Annotated in this window: 18 protein-coding genes, 1 tRNA gene and 1 pseudogene; 13 read left to right on the plus strand and 7 right to left on the minus strand. The window is 40.4% G+C overall.

Translation table 11 applies throughout. The features are described from left to right. Positions 1-50 precede the first annotated feature (50 nt). From trhP to abeS, 3 genes are all read left to right on the plus strand, one after another. Positions 51-1421: a prephenate-dependent tRNA uridine(34) hydroxylase TrhP gene (trhP, locus tag AC1PJP_RS04885; protein WP_479766601.1), complete on the plus strand. Its 1371-nt coding sequence runs from the start codon at positions 51-53 to the stop codon at positions 1419-1421. Between the two features lie 2 nt (positions 1422-1423). After that, entirely contained in the window at positions 1424-1687 is a 264-nt protein-coding gene (locus AC1PJP_RS04890) for a YfhL family 4Fe-4S dicluster ferredoxin (protein ID WP_479766602.1), read from the plus strand. Positions 1688-1917: 230 nt separating this feature from the next. Next, positions 1918-2247, plus strand: a complete 330-nt coding sequence (abeS, locus tag AC1PJP_RS04895; RefSeq protein ID WP_017402972.1) for a multidrug efflux SMR transporter AbeS — start codon at positions 1918-1920, stop codon at positions 2245-2247. A 73-nt stretch (positions 2248-2320) separates the two neighbouring features. Here the strand turns inward: abeS and AC1PJP_RS04900 are convergent, their stop codons facing one another. The 5 genes from AC1PJP_RS04900 to AC1PJP_RS04920 form a co-directional block, all read right to left on the minus strand. Further along, the gene (locus AC1PJP_RS04900; RefSeq protein ID WP_005307066.1) at positions 2321-3097 is read right to left on the minus strand and encodes an ABC transporter ATP-binding protein; all 777 of its coding nucleotides are present in this window, start codon (positions 3095-3097) and stop codon (positions 2321-2323) included. A gap of 9 nt (positions 3098-3106) precedes the next feature. Next, a complete protein-coding gene (locus AC1PJP_RS04905) occupies positions 3107-3820 on the minus strand; it encodes an ABC transporter permease (protein ID WP_111854367.1) in 714 nt (237 codons plus the stop codon). After that, positions 3817-4506 carry an ABC transporter permease gene (locus AC1PJP_RS04910; RefSeq protein ID WP_267530802.1) on the minus strand — a complete coding sequence of 230 codons (690 nt, stop codon included), beginning with the start codon at positions 4504-4506 and terminating at the stop codon, positions 3817-3819. The genes AC1PJP_RS04905 and AC1PJP_RS04910 overlap by 4 nt, the downstream gene beginning before the upstream one ends. A 91-nt stretch (positions 4507-4597) precedes the next feature. Next, positions 4598-5383 carry an ABC transporter substrate-binding protein gene (locus AC1PJP_RS04915; protein ID WP_005307073.1) on the minus strand — a complete coding sequence of 262 codons (786 nt, stop codon included), beginning with the start codon at positions 5381-5383 and terminating at the stop codon, positions 4598-4600. Between the two features lie 175 nt (positions 5384-5558). After that, a complete protein-coding gene (locus AC1PJP_RS04920) occupies positions 5559-6587 on the minus strand; it encodes a LysR family transcriptional regulator (RefSeq protein WP_199986724.1) in 1029 nt (342 codons plus the stop codon). 201 nt (positions 6588-6788) lie between these two features. Between AC1PJP_RS04920 and adeF the strand changes: the two genes are divergently transcribed. From adeF to AC1PJP_RS04935, 3 genes are read left to right on the plus strand one after another with little or no spacing between them, the layout of a single operon-like run. Next, entirely contained in the window at positions 6789-8009 is a 1221-nt protein-coding gene (adeF, locus tag AC1PJP_RS04925; RefSeq protein ID WP_013197220.1) for a multidrug efflux RND transporter periplasmic adaptor subunit AdeF, read from the plus strand. A 6-nt stretch (positions 8010-8015) separates the two neighbouring features. Beyond that, positions 8016-11195, plus strand: a complete 3180-nt coding sequence (gene adeG / locus AC1PJP_RS04930) for a multidrug efflux RND transporter permease subunit AdeG (RefSeq protein ID WP_267530804.1) — start codon at positions 8016-8018, stop codon at positions 11193-11195. A 12-nt stretch (positions 11196-11207) separates the two neighbouring features. Continuing rightward, positions 11208-12683 (plus strand): efflux transporter outer membrane subunit, encoded by a 1476-nt coding sequence (locus tag AC1PJP_RS04935; RefSeq protein ID WP_479766603.1) that lies wholly within the window; start codon positions 11208-11210, stop codon positions 12681-12683. Between the two features lie 62 nt (positions 12684-12745). Here AC1PJP_RS04935 and glyA read toward each other — a convergent pair whose 3' ends face one another. Next, the gene (gene glyA, locus AC1PJP_RS04940) at positions 12746-13999 is read right to left on the minus strand and encodes a serine hydroxymethyltransferase (protein WP_013197218.1); all 1254 of its coding nucleotides are present in this window, start codon (positions 13997-13999) and stop codon (positions 12746-12748) included. Positions 14000-14060: 61 nt separating this feature from the next. On the opposite strand from glyA, the pseudogene AC1PJP_RS04945 reads away from it, so the two are divergent. After that, positions 14061-14222: pseudogene (locus AC1PJP_RS04945) on the plus strand (hypothetical protein). A 23-nt stretch (positions 14223-14245) separates the two neighbouring features. Here the strand turns inward: AC1PJP_RS04945 and AC1PJP_RS04950 are convergent. After that, on the minus strand, positions 14246-15475 hold the full coding sequence (locus tag AC1PJP_RS04950; protein WP_005307091.1) for an alpha/beta hydrolase: 1230 nt from the start codon (positions 15473-15475) through the stop codon (positions 14246-14248). Between the two features lie 249 nt (positions 15476-15724). On the opposite strand from AC1PJP_RS04950, the gene AC1PJP_RS04955 reads away from it, so the two are divergent. The 6 genes from AC1PJP_RS04955 (at position 15725) to queF (ending at position 20001) form a co-directional block, all read left to right on the plus strand. Then, positions 15725-16411: a 3'-5' exonuclease gene (locus AC1PJP_RS04955; protein WP_005307096.1), complete on the plus strand. Its 687-nt coding sequence runs from the start codon at positions 15725-15727 to the stop codon at positions 16409-16411. Positions 16412-16558: 147 nt separating this feature from the next. After that, positions 16559-17191, plus strand: a complete 633-nt coding sequence (locus tag AC1PJP_RS04960; protein WP_005307099.1) for a hypothetical protein — start codon at positions 16559-16561, stop codon at positions 17189-17191. A gap of 101 nt (positions 17192-17292) precedes the next feature. Further along, positions 17293-17369, plus strand: a tRNA-Arg gene (locus AC1PJP_RS04965). A gap of 117 nt (positions 17370-17486) precedes the next feature. After that, on the plus strand, positions 17487-18422 hold the full coding sequence (locus AC1PJP_RS04970; RefSeq protein ID WP_005307103.1) for an ABC transporter ATP-binding protein: 936 nt from the start codon (positions 17487-17489) through the stop codon (positions 18420-18422). After that, positions 18419-19192 carry an ABC transporter permease gene (locus AC1PJP_RS04975; RefSeq protein WP_004791025.1) on the plus strand — a complete coding sequence of 258 codons (774 nt, stop codon included), beginning with the start codon at positions 18419-18421 and terminating at the stop codon, positions 19190-19192. Before AC1PJP_RS04970 ends, AC1PJP_RS04975 begins: the two co-directional genes overlap by 4 nt. After that, a complete protein-coding gene (queF, locus tag AC1PJP_RS04980) occupies positions 19189-20001 on the plus strand; it encodes an NADPH-dependent 7-cyano-7-deazaguanine reductase QueF (protein WP_479752250.1) in 813 nt (270 codons plus the stop codon). The genes AC1PJP_RS04975 and queF overlap by 4 nt, the downstream gene beginning before the upstream one ends. Positions 20002-20003 lie beyond the last annotated feature (2 nt).

Consider the following 20003-nt stretch of genomic DNA (forward strand, 5'->3'; position numbering starts at 1 on the left):
AATATAGAGTTAATAAAATAAAACCATATATTTTTTATGCCTTTTATTTTATGAAAACTGAACTCCTCTCTCCCGCAGGTTCACTTAAAAACATGCGCTATGCATTTGCCTATGGTGCAGATGCTGTATATGCCGGCCAACCACGTTACAGTTTACGTGTGCGTAATAATGCTTTTGATCATGACAACTTAAAAATTGGAATTGATGAAGCGCATGCTTTGGGTAAAAAGTTTTATGTTGTGGTAAATATTCAGCCACATAACAGCAAATTAAAAAACTTTATTCGTGATCTTGAACCTATTGTAGCGATGCAGCCAGATGCGCTCATTATGTCTGACCCAGGCTTAATTATGATGGTGAGAGAACATTTCCCAGAGGTCCAAATTCATCTATCGGTTCAAGCCAATGCCATTAACTGGGCCACTGTTAAATTTTGGAAAGATTACGGTTTAAGCCGTGTGATTTTATCTCGTGAGTTGTCATTAGAAGAAATAGAAGAAATCCAGCAACATGTGCCAGACATTGAACTCGAAGTTTTTGTACATGGCGCACTATGCATGGCTTACTCAGGTCGTTGTCTACTTTCTGGATATATGAACAAACGTGATGCCAACCAAGGCGCTTGTACTAATGCTTGCCGTTGGGACTATAAGTTGCATGAGACTCAAGAAGATGCAAACGGTGATGTAATTCCAGTCACTCAGCTCAACATATCAGAGAAGTCTTGCTGCTCATCAGCACAATCAGAGACAACTTCGAATCAAACTTTGCTCGTACAACGCAATGATGAAGAAATGTTTGCTGCCGAAGAAGATGAACACGGTACTTATTTTATGAACTCCAAAGATTTACGTGCTGTACAGCATGTAGATCGTTTAACCCAAATGGGCATCGCCTCACTGAAAATTGAAGGCCGTACTAAATCGTATTTTTATTGTGCCCGTACTGCTCAAATTTATCGAAAAGCCATTGATGATGCTTTAACAGGTAAACCCTTTGACCCAAGCTTAATGACTCAGCTCGAAGGGTTGGCAAATCGCGGTTATACCGAAGGTTTTTTAAGACGTCATGTGCATAGCGAATATCAAAATTATGCTGATGGTTCATCACATTTTGACTATCAACAATTTTGTGGAGAGGTTTTAGAACGTCACGGTGATTATATTCGCATTGAAGTTAAAAACCGTTTTTTAGTTGGCGACTCACTTGAGCTGATGACGCCTCAAGGCAACATCACCTTTACCTTAGCCGAAATGCGTGATTTAAAAGGTAACCCAATTACAGATGCTAAAGGCTCGGGGTATTTTGTTGAAATTCCACTCTCACAAAATGTTGATATCAGTTATGCCCTACTCGTACGCAATTTGCCGCATGCGAAAGAAAGTATTACTGCATCTATATTAGCTTATTCAGCGAGTTAAACATGGCACTTTTGATTACGAGTGACTGCATCAATTGTGATATGTGCTTACCAGAATGCCCGAACATCGCCATTTTTGAAGGGAGCAAAGTTTATGAAATTGATCCACACCGTTGTACCGAGTGTGTAGGCTTTTACGATACGCCTACGTGTAAGGCAGTTTGCCCTATCGATTGCATAAAACCAGATCCTGCGCATATTGAAAACAAAGAGCAACTGCTAGAGAAATTTAAGGGTCTAAATATACTCGGCGAATCTATTTCTTAAAAGACTATCGAGGATCAGGCTAAAGTTGCTGATCCTCTTCAATGACTAAGCTGCTCAATGAATAAATAAACGAATAAATAGCTGAGACCACTTTGCTAATGATAAAATCAAATGATCAGTTTGGTTTAACGGTGTCTTGGTACCAAAAAAATTGAATAATCGTTAAAGCTGATCTAACCATTTCAACATTTCATATAGATTGATTAAAACTCTTTCTGGCGTAGCTTCCCATGTCTTATCTTTATTTAGCAATTGCGATTGCTTGTGAAGTCGTTGCAACTTCAGCCTTAAAAGCATCTCAAGGTTTTACTGTTCCCATTCCGTCCATCGTTACTGTTGTGGGCTATGCAATTGCTTTTTATTTATTATCTCTTACGCTAAAAACAATTCCGATCGGGATCGCATACGCTATTTGGTCGGGCGCAGGTATTATTTTAATTTCTGCAATAGGCTGGATATTTTACAAACAGCATTTAGACTTAGCTGCATGCATTGGTCTTACTTTAATGATTGCAGGTATTGTGATTATTAATGTGTTTTCTAAAAATACTCATCTATAAATATAATTAAAAAGCAACCGAGTACGATGCGAATCCTTTTTTTAAAAATTCCACCATACTCGGTATGAACAGCTTATTTTAAACTACCCGTCAAAAATTGCTTTAAACGTTCACTTTTCGGATTGTTGAGCACTTCATCAGGATGACCTTGCTCTTCAATTTTTCCTTGATGCAAAAAAATCACTTGATTAGACACATGACGTGCAAAGCCCATTTCATGTGTCACCACAATCATGGTCCGCCCTTCTTCAGCCAAACTCTGCATGACCTTGAGTACTTCACCTACCAACTCCGGATCAAGTGCACTGGTGGGTTCATCAAATAGCATCACTTCCGGTTCCATTGCCAAAGCACGAGCAATTGCTACACGTTGCTGCTGACCACCAGATAAAAATGCCGGATATTTACTTTCAACACTTTCAGGCAATCCAACTTTACGTAGATATTTCCGTGCACACTCTTCTGCTTCAGCACGTTTTACTCCAAGCACATGAATTGGCCCTTCAATGACATTTTCAAGCACTGTCATATGTGACCATAAATTAAAGTGCTGGAACACCATCATCAGTTGAGTACGCATTTTCTGTAGTTGCTTTGGGTCAACCACTTTTAAATTGCCTTTTTTATCAAAGACTGTGCGTAGTTTTTCACCATTGAGTTTAATGGTGCCATTGCTCGGTTGCTCTAAAAAGTTGATACAACGCAGCAAGGTACTTTTACCTGAACCGGATGAACCAATAATACTAATCACATCGCCAGCATTTGCATCAAGTGATATCCCTTTCAGTACTTCATGATCGCCAAATGTTTTGTGTAAATCACGAATCACTAGTTTTGCAACGTGTTCCATTTATGTCTCCTAATGATTCGATGGCTTTAAAAATGCCAACCAACGTTTTTCCAACTTACGAAATATCCAAATCAAAATAAATGCCAACACTGCATACAACACCGCGGCAATTCCAAAAGCATTGAAAGTGTCATAGGTTGCCGCATTTACATCACGCGCGATTTTTAAAATGTCAGGAACAGTTGCTGTAAATGCAATGGTTGTTGCATGCAACATCAAAATGACTTCATTGCCGTAAAATGGTAAAGCACGACGTAACATCGATGGAATAATAATACGTGTGTAGAGTTTCCATTTTGACATTCCAAAAGCTTGGGCGGCTTCAATCTCGCCATGTGGAATAGAACGAATCGCTCCTGCGAAGATTTCAGTCGTATATGCACCAGTATTGAGCGCGAATGCCAAAATGGTGCAATTTATGCCCTCTCGAAAAAATGCATCGAGCGTCTGATGTTCATGGACGTAATCAAAGCTGTAAATACCTGAATAAATAATCAGCAATTGGATGTACAGTGGTGTGCCACGAAAAACGTAGGTAAACAACCAAACAGGACCACGCAACCAAAGATTTTCTGATACTCGTGCAAGTGATAAAGGCACAGCAAGCACAAAGCCAATACCAATAGAAAGTACCAATAACCAAGCAGTCATCGCGACACCGGTCATTTGTAGGCCATCGGTCCAAAGGTATGCTTGCCAATATTGTTGAAGGATTTCAATCATAATTGTCCCTTCCTCACACCAGCAGAATAACGACGATCAAGCCACATTAAAATCAAGTTCGACACGGTAGTAATTGCCAAATAAATCGCAGCAGCCACGATGCTGAAAAAGAACAGTTGCATGGTACTTCTACCCGCATCTTGCGTAATTTTCACAATATCAGTCAGGCCAATAATTGAAACCAGTGCGGTTGCCTTAATCAAAACTTGCCAATTATTACCAATGCCAGGCAATGCAAAACGCATCATTTGAGGGAATAAAACACGTCGAAAAACCTGCCAAGGGGTCATACCATAGGCCTTTGCTGCTTCAATTTGACCCGTTGGAACCGATTGAAATGCACCACGAAAGGTCTCGGTAAAATATGCACCATAAATGAACGCTAAAGTAATCACACCAGCCACGAATGGGTTGATATCAATCTGGTCCATTTGCAGTGCTTCAGTAATTTGGTTCAAACCTAACTGCAAGCTATAAAATAACAGCAGCATAATCACCAAATCGGGCACGCTACGAATGAGCGTGGTATAGGCAGTCGCAATATAGCGTAAAGCTTTAATATTAGAGAGTTTTGAACTCGCACCAATTAAGCCAATAATGACAGAAAGCAAAAGTGACAACAGCGCAAGCTGTATGGTCATCCATGTTCCGCTGAGAAGGAGTGGCCCATAGCCAGATAAAAACATGACTCATCTTCTCCTTAAAAACAATATCTAATATTGATGAGATGAGAATAGATTTTAAAATGTCGGCACTAAGCCGACATTTTTCACATCATTAGTAAATGTTAAAGGAGAAATATTTTTTCTCGAGTTTCTTGTATGTACCGTCAGCAATGATTGCTGCGAGAGCTTTGTCAATATTTGCTTTCAAATCTGCATCTTCTTTGCGTAAACCAATCGCTGCACCTACACCCAGTGTTTTTGCATCAACCACATTGCTGCCGACAAAAGTAAAGTTTTTGCCTTTTGGTTGTTTTAAGAAAGCGCCATCAACCATGATCGCATCTTGTAAAGTTGCATCTAAACGACCTGACATCATGTCTTGATAAATCAAATCTTGGACAGGATAAGGTACAACGGTTACACCTTTTGTTGCCCAATAGGTTTTAGCATAAGTTTCTTGAATTGTGCCCTGTTGTACCCCTACACGCTTACCTTTCAATGATGCAGCTGTTGGTAATAACGGTGAGCCTTTTTTTGCAACCATACGTGTTGGTGTGTTGTAGATTTTGCTACTAAACAAAATTTGTTTCGCACGTTCATCAGTCACCGTCATTGATGAAAGAATACCGTCAAATTTTTTCGCTTTAAGTGCTGGAATCATCCCATCAAAAGAGTTTTCAACCCAAACACATTTGGCTTTGAGTTTTGCACAAATAGCATTACCCAAATCAACGTCAAAACCAGTTAACTTACCATCTGGTGTTTTATATTCAAATGGTGCATAAGAGGACTCAGTACCAAAACGAATCACCTTCCAATCCTTTGCTTGAACATTCGTTGCAACAGCAGCCAAAACTAAGGTTGTTGAAACGAACATTTTTTTCATAAAGCTTGCCATCTTGAAGCTTCTCCTTAAAATCCAAATAAGGTGATAAAAACTTGAGTAATTTCTAAATTACTCTTCTGCCGAAATAATTGCAATTTCTATACCAGTAAATTAAGGATTTATGAAGATATCAAAACAGCTGGTCGTATTACCTCATTAAATGTTGAAAAATCACTCAAATTTTAAGTTAGTTTTTGAGTGTGTAAGCCTCTGCCATATTTTCATTTTGAACTAATGTCCGAATGGTGTATTCATGGTTGTGTTCTTTGGCACTGGCAAATTCACATTTTTGATCTAATGACATTGAGCAACCACTCAGCAATGGACAACCTGCAAATAATTCGGCTACCCAATCTACAAATACACGGACTTTAGGCGATAAATGACGGTTTTGTAGATAAACGACTGATATTGGCATAGGAGCAGGCAACCATTCAGTCAATACCTCCCTAAGCGCACCAGACTCTAAATGTTTCGCCACCATATAATATGGACATTGAATTAGACCAAAACCTTGTACAGCCAAATCAATATATGAATCACCATCATTGACAGAAACGCGCCCTTTCACGCCAACGCTGTGAATCTCCCCATCAACCATAAAATCCCAGTCGATATTGCGTCCGGTACGACTATTAAAGTAATGCACGACTTGGTGTTTTTGTAGATCATCAATAGTTTTTGGTTCGCCATGTTCCGCCAAGTAACGTGGTGCAGCAACCGTCACACACTGAATTGTTCCGATACGACGTGCCACCAAACTTGAATCTTTCAACTGACCAATACGAATGACACAGTCCACAGCATCTTGCACCAGATCTACGGGGCGATCACTCATTCCAATCACCAAATCAATATCAGGATATTTAGAATGAAAATCACACAGCATCGGAATCAGAATCAACCGCCCGATTGAAGCTTTAACATCAATGCGCAGTCGTCCTCGAGGTCCACGTTCTGAATCATGAAAAGTCGATTCAACATCTTCGACATCGGCTAAAATTCGTGTAGTACGTTCATAATAAACCGCACCATCAGGTGTCAAACTGAGTTTACGGGTGGTTCGGTTTAATAAACGAACCTGTAAATGTTTTTCTAAACCCTGAATGGTTGTAGTCACAGAAGCACGCGGTAGGCCTAAACTGTCAGCCGCTAAACTGAAACTATTTGTTTCGACAACTTTGTTAAATACTTTCATGGCATGAAATAGATCCACACGCACACTCCTATCAATTAATGCATTTTTTCATTCAAACACATCAATTGTTATAAAAATACGAATAGTGTTATCGAATTTAATATATTTATTCGTAATTGACAAACTTTTATGCTCCGTTCATCCCATAAACCCTGTTTCTCCCATACGGACCATAATTAAAAGTCTGAAAACAGGTATCCAAATAAGTAGGAGCACCTCATGTCATTTTCCCGCAAACAGTTTGCGCTGTCTGCCATCTTTGTCGCCATTTTGGCAACGGGTGGCAGTTTTATGTTTTTACATGAAAATGCCGATGCAAAAGCTGCACCGACCACAGCTCAACAAGCTGCTACTGTTGATATTTCTAATGTCATCAGCAAAACCATTACCGATTGGCAAGAATATTCCGGTCGCTTAGAAGCCATTGATCAAGTCGATATTCGGCCACAGGTTTCAGGTAAACTCATTTCCGTACACTTCAAAGATGGCAGTCTGGTTAGAAAAGGCGAATTACTTTTTACCATTGATCCGCGTCCTTTCGAAGCAGAACTCAATCGTGCCCAAGCTCAACTTGCTTCAGCTGAAGCACAAGTGACTTATACAGGTTCTAATCTTTCTCGTATTCAACGTTTAATTCAAAGTAATGCTGTATCTCGTCAAGAGTTAGATCTAGCTGAAAATGATGCACGCTCAGCCAGTGCCAACCTGCAAGCCGCTAGAGCAGCCGTTCAATCTGCCCGTTTAAATCTTGAGTACACCCGCATTACTGCACCAGTCAGTGGTCGAATTTCTCGTGCCGAAGTGACTGTGGGCAACGTGGTCTCTGCGGGTAATGGAGCACAGGTTTTAACAAGTTTGGTGTCTGTATCTCGCCTCTACGCATCTTTCGATGTTGATGAACAAACTTACCTCAAATACATCAGTAATCAACGTAATTCAGCACAAGTTCCTGTCTATATGGGACTTGCCAATGAAACTGGGTTTTCTCGTGAAGGAGTCATCAACTCAATCGACAATAACCTAGATACAACCTCAGGTACGATTCGTGTCCGCGCAACTTTCGACAATCCAAACGGAGTTTTATTACCGGGTTTATATGCTCGAATCCGTCTGGGTGGTGGTCAACCTCGTTCAGCAATTTTGATTAGTCCAACCGCGGTCGGGGTCGATCAAGATAAGCGTTTTGTTGTGGTAGTCGACGCTAAAAATCAGACCGCTTACCGTGAAGTAAAACTTGGCACACAACAAGATGGCTTGCAAATCGTAAATAGCGGATTACAAGCGGGTGACCGTATTGTTGTAAATGGTTTACAGCGGATTCGTCCGGGTGACCCTGTTACCCCGCATCTTGTTCCAATGCCAAATGCACAAATCACTGCGAGCAGCACTACTCCTCAACCTCAGCCAACAGAAAAAACATCAACTCCGGCAAAAGGTTAATCACATATGAATATTTCTAAATTTTTTATTGATCGGCCGATCTTTGCTGGTGTGTTATCAGTATTGATTCTACTTGCCGGTTTACTGTCGGTATTTAAATTACCTATTTCAGAATATCCGGAAGTTGTTCCACCATCTGTGGTGGTACGTGCTCAATATCCGGGTGCAAACCCGAAAGTAATTGCTGAAACTGTTGCTTCTCCGCTTGAAGAATCCATCAACGGCGTTGAAGACATGCTGTATATGCAATCTCAGGCAAACAGTGACGGTAACTTAACCATTACGGTGAACTTTAAGCTTGGTATTGACCCAGACAAAGCTCAGCAATTGGTTCAAAACCGTGTATCTCAGGCCATGCCTCGCTTACCTGAAGACGTACAGCGTTTAGGTGTCACTACGTTAAAAAGCTCACCTACTTTAACTATGGTTGTACATCTGACTTCACCAGATAATCGCTATGACATGACCTACTTACGTAACTACGCGGTGCTCAACGTAAAAGACCGTTTGGCACGCTTACAAGGTGTAGGTGAAGTCGGTTTATTTGGTTCGGGTGACTACGCAATGCGTGTATGGCTCGACCCACAAAAAGTAGCGCAACGTAATCTCACAGCAACTGAAATTGTGAGTGCAATCCGTGAACAAAACATTCAAGTTGCAGCAGGTACCATTGGTGCATCGCCAACAAATTCTCCTGTACAACTTTCAGTGAACGCTCAAGGGCGTTTAACGACTGAGCAAGAATTCTCAGATATCATTTTAAAAACTGCTCCTGATGGCGCTGTTACCCGCTTAGGTGATGTTGCACGCGTTGAACTTGCAGCTTCACAATATGGCTTGCGTTCATTACTCGATAATAAACAAGCGGTTGCTATTCCAATTTTCCAAGCGCCAGGCGCTAATGCTTTGCAAGTTTCGGATCAAGTGCGTAGCACGATGAAAGAACTTTCAAAAGATTTTCCATCTTCAATTAAATACGACATTGTTTACGATCCAACCCAGTTCGTACGTGCCAGTATTAAAGCGGTTGTTCATACCTTGCTTGAAGCGATTGCACTAGTTGTTGTGGTTGTGATTTTATTCTTACAAACATGGCGTGCTTCAATCATTCCATTACTTGCTGTACCAGTTTCAATTATTGGTACATTCGCGCTCATGCTTGCTTTTGGTTACTCGATCAATGCGCTTTCTCTGTTCGGGATGGTACTTGCCATCGGGATTGTGGTCGATGACGCCATTGTCGTCGTCGAAAATGTCGAGAGGAATATTGAAGCAGGCTTAAGCCCAAGAGATGCAACTTATCGCGCGATGAGAGAAGTGAGCGGACCGATTATTGCCATTGCTTTAACGCTTGTTGCCGTATTCGTTCCACTCGCCTTTATGACAGGCTTAACAGGCCAGTTCTATAAACAATTTGCCATGACCATTGCCATTTCAACAGTCATTTCGGCATTTAACTCCCTTACTCTATCTCCTGCTTTAGCAGCCATGTTACTGAAAGGACATGATGCTAAACCTGATGCATTAACCCGCCTTATGAACCGTGTATTTGGACGTTTCTTTGCGCTGTTTAACCGCGTATTTACCCGAGCGTCAGACAACTACGGTAAAGGCGTAAGTCGTGTTATCTCTCATAAAGCATCGGCAATGGGTGTATATGCTGCTCTTCTAGGCTTAACCGTTGGTATTTCTTATATTGTTCCGGGTGGCTTTGTTCCCGCTCAAGACAAACAATATTTGATTAGCTTTGCTCAATTACCAAATGGCGCGTCTTTAGATCGTACTGAAGCTGTCATTCGTAAAATGAGTGACACTGCTCTTAAACAGCCTGGTGTAGAAAGTGCAGTTGCCTTCCCTGGCCTATCAATTAACGGTTTTACCAATAGCTCAAGTGCCGGTATTGTCTTTGTGACCTTAAAGCCATTCGATGAACGTAAGGCCAAAGACTTATCTGCAAATGCAATTGCTGGTGCGCTCAACCAGAAATATTCAGCCATTCAAGATGCCTATATTGCGGTTTTCCCACCCCCACCAGTGATGGGCTTAGGCACCATGGGCGGCTTTAAACTTCAACTCGAAGACCGAGGTGCCTTAGGCTATTCAGCATTGAATGATGCTGCACAAAACTTTATGAAAGCAGCACAATCAGCCCCTGAACTGGGTCCAATGTTCTCAAGTTATCAAATTAACGTACCTCAGCTGAACGTAGATCTGGACCGTGTAAAAGCCAAACAACAAGGTGTTGCTGTGACTGATGTTTTCAACACCATGCAGATTTATTTAGGTTCTCAGTACGTTAACGACTTTAACCGCTTTGGACGTGTTTATCAGGTTCGAGCACAGGCAGATGCCCCTTTCCGTGCTAATCCTGAAGATATTTTGCAGCTTAAAACCCGAAACAGTGCGGGACAAATGGTGCCTTTATCTTCATTGGTGAATGTAACTCAAACCTATGGTCCAGAAATGGTAGTTCGTTATAACGGTTACACATCAGCCGATATTAACGGTGGCCCTGCACCGGGTTATTCATCTAGCCAAGCAGAAGCTGCGGTTGAACGTATTGCTGCTCAAACTCTACCACGTGGTATTAAGTTTGAATGGACAGATTTAACTTACCAAAAAATCTTGGCTGGTAATGCAGGACTCTGGGTATTCCCAATTAGCGTTTTACTGGTGTTCTTAGTTTTAGCCGCTCAATATGAAAGTCTAACTTTGCCTTTAGCTGTAATTTTAATTGTACCGATGGGAATCCTGGCAGCTCTGACGGGTGTTTGGCTGACAGGTGGAGATAACAACATCTTTACCCAAATTGGTCTGATGGTACTGGTCGGGCTGGCCTGTAAAAATGCCATCTTAATTGTCGAATTTGCGCGGGAACTTGAAATGCAAGGTGCGACTGCCTTTAAAGCAGCAGTTGAAGCAAGTCGTCTACGTTTACGCCCAATTTTAATGACTTCTATCGCATTCATTATGGGTGTAGTCCCACTGGTTACTTCAACTGGCGCAGGTTCTGAAATGCGTCATGCCATGGGTGTGGCTGTGTTCTTCGGAATGATCGGGGTAACTTTCTTTGGTTTATTCCTGACTCCTGCCTTTTATGTCCTGATTCGTACATTGAATAGCAAACATAAATTGCATTCGGCGGCAGTTCATGAAGCGCCTTTATCTACCCCACATGATCATTAAGGAGGACATTTAATGGCTACAGCAAAACAAAGCTTGTTATTGTCCTCACTCATGGGAAGCCTGCTGCTTGCAGGATGCTCTTTGGCTCCGGAATATCAACCAGCAAAGGTAATAGTTCCCGTCAAATTTAAAGAGTCTGACCCTAAACTTGAGGATAATAACTGGAAAATTGCCCAACCTGCCGATCAGCAGATTCGAGGTGAGTGGTGGCGTGTTTTTAATGATGCTAAATTGAATGAGCTAGAACAACAAGCCATTTCTGGAAATCAGAGTCTTAAAGCGGCAGCGGCCAATATTCAGGCTTCACGGGCATTACGTTCCGCAGCACAAGCTGAACGTTTACCAAGTATTGGTGCTGGCTTTGGCCCAACTCGTCAAAAACCCTCTCCTGCTTCATTGGGTTTAGATGATAACGCTCATACATCTGCACAAACCTTATGGCGTGCTCAAGCGAATGTTTCATATGAGCTCGATTTATTTGGTCGTATCGCCAGTAGTGTCAATGCAGCAACAGCTGATGTACAGCAACAAGAAGCTTTATATCAGTCGGCACTTTTAGCTTTACAAGCAGATGTTGCCCAAGGTTACTTTCTCATTCGTCAGCTTGATGCTGAACAAGCAATTTATAATCGCACTATTAAATTGCTTGGCGAGACACGTGACTTAGTTCAAACACGTTTTAGAAATGGCTTAGTCAGTGAATTAGATGTTTCTCGCGCACAGACTGAACTGGCTACCGCCCAAACCAATGCACTGAACATTGCTCGTAATCGAGCTAATGCAGAGCATGCACTTGCAGTATTGTTAGGCAAAACACCTGCTGATTTTAGCTTGGCAATTGAACCTTTAACTGCAAACAGCCTCCGTTTGCCAGCCGGTTTACCTTCAGCTTTACTTGAAAGACGACCTGACATTGCTGCTGCCGAGCGTGCGATGGCAGCAGATAATGCGCGTATTGGAATTGCACGTGCTGCTTTCTTCCCAAAACTAGACCTGACAGGGGCACTCGGTTATGAATCATCAACTTTAGGTGATTTAGGTAAATGGTCGAGCCGTACATTCTTACTTGGTCCAGTCGCAGGCACTATTTTATCTTTGCCATTATTTGACGGCGGACAACGTAAAGCAGGAGTCGCTCAAGCGCGAGCTGCCTATGAAGAAAGCGTCGCAAACTATCGCCAAACTGTATTGAATGCATTTCGCGAAGTTGAAAATGGTTTATCTGATCAAAGAATTCTCGATCAGCAAATTCAGGCTCAAAGCCAAGCGCTATCTTCTTCTCGTCATGCAAATCAGCTTTCTCATCTACGTTATCGAGAAGGTGCTATTAGCTATCTTGATGTGATTGACTCGGATCGGACTATTTTGCAACAAGAGCAACTTTCTGCACAGCTTAACGGCGCTAGAATGATGGCTAGTGTAAATTTAATCCGCGTATTAGGTGGTGGCTGGCATAGTTTCGCGTCATCGGTAAAATCTGAAAGTTAATTCTTATCTAATTAACTTGATATAAAAAAAGCGCCATACGGCGCTTTTTTTATATTTACAACTTATTGTGCGTATACAGGGAATTTTGCACAAACAGTTTCAACTTTCGCTTTTACATCAGCAATAACTTTTTCGTCACCTTTGCTGTCAATCACGTCAGCGATCCAACCAGCAAGTTCGCGAACTTCAGCTTCACCGAAACCACGAGTTGTTACCGCTGGAGTACCGATACGGATACCAGAAGTCACGAATGGAGAACGTGGGTCATTTGGAACTGAGTTTTTGTTCACAGTAATGTGAGCAGCACCTAACCAAGCATCAGCCTCTTTACCAGTTACATCTTGCTTGATTAAAGATAACAAGAATAAGTGGTTTTCTGTACCACCAGAAACAACGTCATAACCACGAGCAATTAACACTTCAGCCATAGCTTGAGCATTTTTCACAACTTGTTGTTGGTAAGCTTTAAACTCATCAGACATTGCTTCTTTGAAGCAGATTGCTTTAGCAGCAATCGCATGCATCAATGGACCACCTTGGTTACCAGGGAATACAGCTGATTGAAGTTTTTTCTCGATTTCTTCATTCGCTTTCGCAAGGATTAAACCAGAACGTGGACCACGAAGTGTTTTGTGAGTCGTAGTTGTAGTTACGTCAGCAATTTGAACTGGGTTTGGATATACGCCAGCAGCTACAAGACCTGCAACGTGAGCCATATCAACAAAAAGGTAAGCGCCAACTTTATCCGCGATGTCACGGAAACGTTGCCAATCTACAACACGGCTGTAAGCAGAGAAACCAGCAACGATCATACGTGGCTTGTGCTCTAATGCTAAGCGTTCAACTTCTTCATAATCGATCTCGCCAGTTTCAGCGTTTAGACCATATTGAACTGCATTATAAGTTTTACCAGAGAAGCTTACTTTAGCACCGTGAGTCAAGTGACCACCGTGAGCCAAGCTCATACCTAAAACAGTATCGCCTGGGTTAAGAAGTGCTAGATAAACAGCAGAGTTAGCTTGTGAGCCAGCGTGTGGTTGAACGTTTGCGTAATCTGCACCAAAAAGTTCTTTAGCACGATCAATCGCCATTTGCTCAATGATATCCACATATTCGCAACCGCCATAATAGCGTTTACCTGGATAACCTTCTGCATATTTATTCGTAAGTTTTGATCCTTGCGCTTCCATCACAGCAGGAGAGCAATAGTTTTCAGAAGCAATTAACTCGATATGTGCTTCTTGACGCTCACCTTCAGAAGCAATTGCTTGAGCTAATTCTGGATCAAATTCAGAAATGGAAATATTGGCAAACATTAGCGGGGGTCCTATAAAATTAGGGCTTTTAAGCCGTGCTAAGATTGCGACATATTGTAGCATGAACTTTATAATTAAACAGAATGAAGTTAGCTCAGTTTTAAATAAAAATGGCTCAAGTTTTATAAAAAATGAGCCATTGTTTATAAATCAATAAAAAAGCTGCTTTAAAGCTTATATTTTAAACTTTTTCATCATTCACTTTAGCTTACAAGAAGGTTAAAAATACTTTAAATATCAATAACTCTATTGTGCTGTTAGCAAAGTCTGAACATTTCCAACAATGTTGTCTACATTACTACTCATCGCCGTATTATGGTCCCAGTTACCAGTCACATAACTATTAATTTTAGTACCTACGACAGTGGCATTAGATATCAAAATATCTGTAGCTACTTTAGGAACTGTTGTATCTGCTAGCCCCTGATAAATGATGACTGGTGTAGATACTTTTGCCTGTAAAGGTTGAGAATCTTTATCTAAGAATGTTTTAACCAAGGGTACTGCCATAAAGTTAGGTTGCGTACGTGTGTAACCATCAAGTGTCCCACCATTAGCTTTTTTATAATCATCCATAGCTTTTTTAAAAACATCTTCCAAAGGCCCAGCACAAATTGTTTCTGCTTGTGCGGCAATACCTGAAATTTGTGAAGTAAATACTTGTCCATAATCAAAGCTCGGCTGTGTGTTGCGAATACCTGCGGTAACCAAAGCCGTATAGGTATCAAGCTGTGCATAGGTTCCAATTTTAACCCCTATTGGTTGATTCGCAACTTGTGCCTCTCCAGCCACTAAAATAAAACCTAAATTAGAAGCAGGTGCTACCGCTACTGTACCTTTATAGTCTAGCTGAGCACGACTTGCATATTGTGCAGCGCTCAACGCAGCATGTCCCCCTTGTGAATGTCCGACTGTCAGCCATTTTTTTGAAGTTAATAAATTACGCTGTGATAAATAGTTACGTGTTGCAACCACGGCATCAGTAATTGAATAAGCTTCACTTTTAACATTTAAAAATGGATGTATACCTGCTGTGCCTAAACCTTCATAGTCAGGTGCAACAACAACATAACCAGCTGCAAGTAACTTACTAATTAAATCTTTTGTACTGTCTGTTAAAGCTGCTTTACTTGGTGCACAAGCATCTGCAACACCCGTAGTGCCATGTGCCCAAACGACAATTGGCCAACCGCCTGCTGGTGCTGGTGTATTTGGTGTGAATACCAAACTAGTTGCCTGTACTTCTTGGCCACTTTGACCTAACATTTTATAGGTCAAAATACTACTTTCAGCAGCAACTGATCCTAGGTTGGTGCTCGTGTAAGCATCTACTTTAACCACTGGGTTTTGAATATTATTGGTTGGAGTACCAGATGGATTAGTACTTACTGGGCTGTCATCGCTACTTCCTCCACCACATGCCGTCAACAATAAACTTGTGCTAAGAACACTGGTCATGAACAGTTTCATTTTCATTGGTATATCTTCCCTTAAATTCCATTTTTGTTTTGCTTTAGTTTTTTAATCAACATTTTCTAATGTCTTAAAAACAATTACGCCTAATCTTTATTTTTCGCAAGTTCTATTGGATGAAATTAATCTATGAAAACTTTATTTTTAATATAAATTGACGTTCTCGCTACTTTATAGCCTCACTTCATGTTTTAAAGTAGATAGCCAACTGTTACCATTCATAGCTACTTGTTATTGTTTAAAGGGCCAGTTATGCAAACCATTATTTTAGATACAGAAACACATACACTAAATGGTTTGCCTATTGAAATTGCATATGCCCCGATCGAAATTAATGAAGGCAAGCTCACCTTAGATAAAAGCAAATTGTTTGATCAGCTCTATCAAGTCGGTGCCCCTATTTCCTACGCCGCTATGGCAGTTCACCATATATTAGAGTCAGATTTAGAAAACCAGCCTCACTATAAAACGTTTAAATTACCAGAGAGCACGACTTATATTATTGGTCACAATATTGATTACGATATTGCCGCAATTGCGCGTTGCGGTGTAGATGTATCGAATATTAAACCGATTTGTACTTTAGCTTTAGCGCGTAAAGTTTGGCCTGAAGCAGAAGCACATAATATCTCCGCCCTCATCTATATGATTTCTCAAGGCAGCAGTAAAGCTCGTGAATTACTCAAAGGTGCACACCGTGCCGATGCAGATATTATTTTGACTGCTAATATTTTGATGCATATTGTCTATCATTTAAATATTCAAGATATTGAAGAGCTATACCGAGTTTCTGAAGAAGCACGTATCCCCACAACGGTTAACTTTGGTAAGCATAAAGGCACAGCAATTGCTGAACTTCCTAAAGACTATATTCAATGGTTATTACGCCAAGATGAGCTTGATATTTACCTTCGCAAAGCATTAGAAAGTGTACTTTAATGACTTAAATAGATGATATTCATCAATTCTTCATCATATTGTCATTTTTGAGTTTTATGGTTAACCCCATTTATATTTTATTAAAAACAGCACTGTTCAACTCAGAAAATTGAACAGTCTGATTTATGTATATATTGGGGAAACATAATGGCTGGTTTTTATAGAACCAATTTAGGAAGAGTTGCACTTCAACAACGCAATATTGTTTTAAATGCAAAACAAAGGCGTTTATTACTCTTGATAGACCATGAGGATTTTCAAAACTTAAATGGTGAATTTAAAAAACGCATTGCTTCTCCGGAATTGATTCAACAACTTGTCGACTTAGAACTTATTGCCCCAGCTGCCTCTACAGAAACATTAACTGATGAAGAAATTATTTTAAAAACCTCACAAATAAATAAAGTAGAAGAAAATCAAAAAGAATCTATTGGTAGCTCCATAGCACATTCCCCGAATCTTGTTGGAGAAATCCAGCTTTCCGAGCAAAAAACTTTAGATCAGTCCAGTACTACATATTTTCAACCAGTAATATCTTCTAAGGCTCTTTCTTTCGAAGAAATACAACTATTAATGATGAAAACGCTTAGCAGTTATTGCGGACTAATGACTAAACCACTTGTTCAAAGAATAGAGAAAACGACTACAATACAAGAACTTAAATTATATCAGATACACTGGATTACAAATTTACAAGAATCACGCATTCCCCCTCAGGAACTTGCAAGTGCTTTACGTACAATTAACTATTCAATTCAGCTTCTTCAAGAAAGTATATAAAATATTGAACAACTTGCTGTTTAATTAAGCATTAAAGTCACTTGGCACGTATTTCGTGCTTTACCTGCCAGTGTTTTTTTCCTATGATGTGCCCCACGCATGCGCTCGTAGCTCAGTTGGATAGAGTACAGGTTTCCGAAACCTGGGGTCGTGGGTTCGATCCCCGCCGGGCGCACCAGCTTTTATATAATAACTTCATAAATTTATCTCAATTTTATAAAATTCCGACTATTTTACTTGGTTTATTAATCATTATCGCTCAAAATATACCCCTCTTTCATAATGTGAGAATTTCATGACTGATGCTTTGGTTTTAAGAGATTTGTCCAAAACATATCGTAATGGTTTTCAGGCGTTAAAAGGTATTAACCTCACTGTGCCTGAAGGTGAATTTTATGCGTTGTTAGGCCCAAATGGTGCCGGCAAATCAACAACCATTGGTATTATCAGCTCCCTCACGAAAAAAACCTCAGGAACAGTTGAGATTTTTGGGCATAATCTCGATACACATCCATCTCTGGCAAAGCAGCAGCTTGGTGTCGTTCCTCAAGAATTTAACTTTGGACAGTTTGAAAAAACATTCGATATTTTAGTCACTCAAGCTGGCTATTACGGCATCCATAAAAAGATTGCAGAAAAACGTGCTGAACATTATTTAGAAAAGCTCGGCCTGTGGGAAAAACGTAATATACAAGCACGTATGCTGTCTGGTGGTATGAAGCGTCGTCTAATGATTGCCCGTGCCATGATGCATGAGCCTAAACTTCTTATTTTAGATGAACCTACTGCTGGTGTAGATATTGAATTACGCCGTTCTATGTGGGACTTTCTGACTGAAATGAACGAAAGCGGTACTTCTATTATTTTAACGACCCACTATTTAGAAGAAGCAGAAATGTTGTGTCGTCAAATTGCGATTATTGACCGCGGTGTAATTAAAGAAGATACCAGCATGAAGAACTTCCTTAATCAGCTCAATGAAGAATCATTTATCTTCGATTTAGCCGAACCGATTGGGCCGCTTCAGTTAAATATTATTGGTGTAAAGTTTAACTTAATCGATAGCAATACATTAGAAGTAACGATGGATAGAGCGCATACATTAAATGACCTATTCCAGCTATTAGAATCTCAAGGTATTCGTGTTCGTAGTATGCGTAATAAATCGAACCGTTTAGAAGAGTTATTTGTCAAAATGGTCGAGAAAAATCTTGAAGGAGAGGCAAAATGAATTTTAGCCAACTGCAAATTGCTCTCTGGACCATAGTTCGTAAAGAAGTACGCCGTTTTCTACGCATTTGGCCACAAACCTTATTACCACCTGCAATTACAATGAGTTTGTACTTTGTGATTTTCGGTAATTTGGTGGGTTCACGCATTGGACAAATGGGTGGCGTGAGCTATATGCAATTTATTGTGCCCGGCTTAATTATGATGGCGGTCATTACCAATAGTTATGCCAACGTTTCTTCAAGTTTCTTTAGTGTGAAATTCCAAAAAAGTATTGAAGAACTCATCATGAGTCCCGTTCCACTCCATATCATTTTATGGGGCTATGTAATTGGTGGTATTTGCCGTGGTGTATTAGTAGGTGCAATTGTGACTGCAATGAGCATGTTCTTTACTGACCTTTTCATACACAACTGGTTCGTAACTATATATACAGTCTTAATTACTTCGGTTCTTTTCTCATTAGGTGGTTTTATTAATGCAGTCTATGCAAAATCATTTGATGATATTTCTATTATTCCCACCTTTGTTCTTACACCCTTAACTTATTTAGGTGGTGTGTTTTATGCCATTAGTGCACTTGGTCCTTTTTGGCAAAAACTTTCTTTAATTAACCCTATTGTTTATATGGTTAATGCTTTCCGTTTCGGCATTTTAGGTCATAGTGATGTGAATGTCTCATTCTCTTTAATCATTGTGACATCATGCTGTGTTGTACTTTACGGAATTGCTTACTATTTACTTGCTCGTGGTTCAGGAATGCGTGAATGAGTGTCGAACAGTCTTTATTGGGTAAAGAAACCCAATATCCAACTAATTATCAACCTGATGTTTTATTTCCAATTGCCCGTGCTCAGTCTCGTGAAAGCTATTCACATATTGAAGGCATTACTCAAGGTAAAGATTGGTGGCATGTTTTTGAAATCTCATGGTTAAACGCTCATGGTATTCCACAAGTTGCGATTGGCAGAATTACGCTACCTGCATCTTCACCAAATTTGATTGAATCTAAGTCATTAAAACTTTACTTCAATAGTCTTAACTTCACTCAGTTTGAGTCTAAACAATCATTTATTGAAACGGTTGAAAAAGACCTCTCGGCGGCGGCAGGTGCAAAAGTTGAGTTAACCCTATTTCAGGTTGATGATTTAGAGATTTCTAAGCCTCAAGGCATTTGTGTTGATGACCTCACTCCAGAGCGTTTAGAACAGCATCCTGATGCCACTCTTTTAAAACTCGATGATTCTGGTGAAGAAGTCGAAATTGAGCTGTATTCTCATCTTTTAAGAAGTAACTGCCCAGTCACCGGACAACCGGATTGGGGTACAGTTTTTATTCGTTTTAAAGGCAAAAAACCTTGTTATCGTAGTGTTTTAGCTTATATTATCTCGTACCGTCAGCATAACGGCTTTCACGAACAGTGTGTTGAGCAGATCTTTGCCGATATTTGGCAAAATCTACAGCCTGAAAAGCTGATGGTTTATGCAACTTATACTCGTCGCGGCGGACTTGATATTAACCCTTGCCGAGTATCGGATCTTTCATGGATGCCAAAACCGATTCGATTGGCACGACAATAAAA

It is taken from the genome of Acinetobacter sp. V116_7, assembly GCF_056735735.1.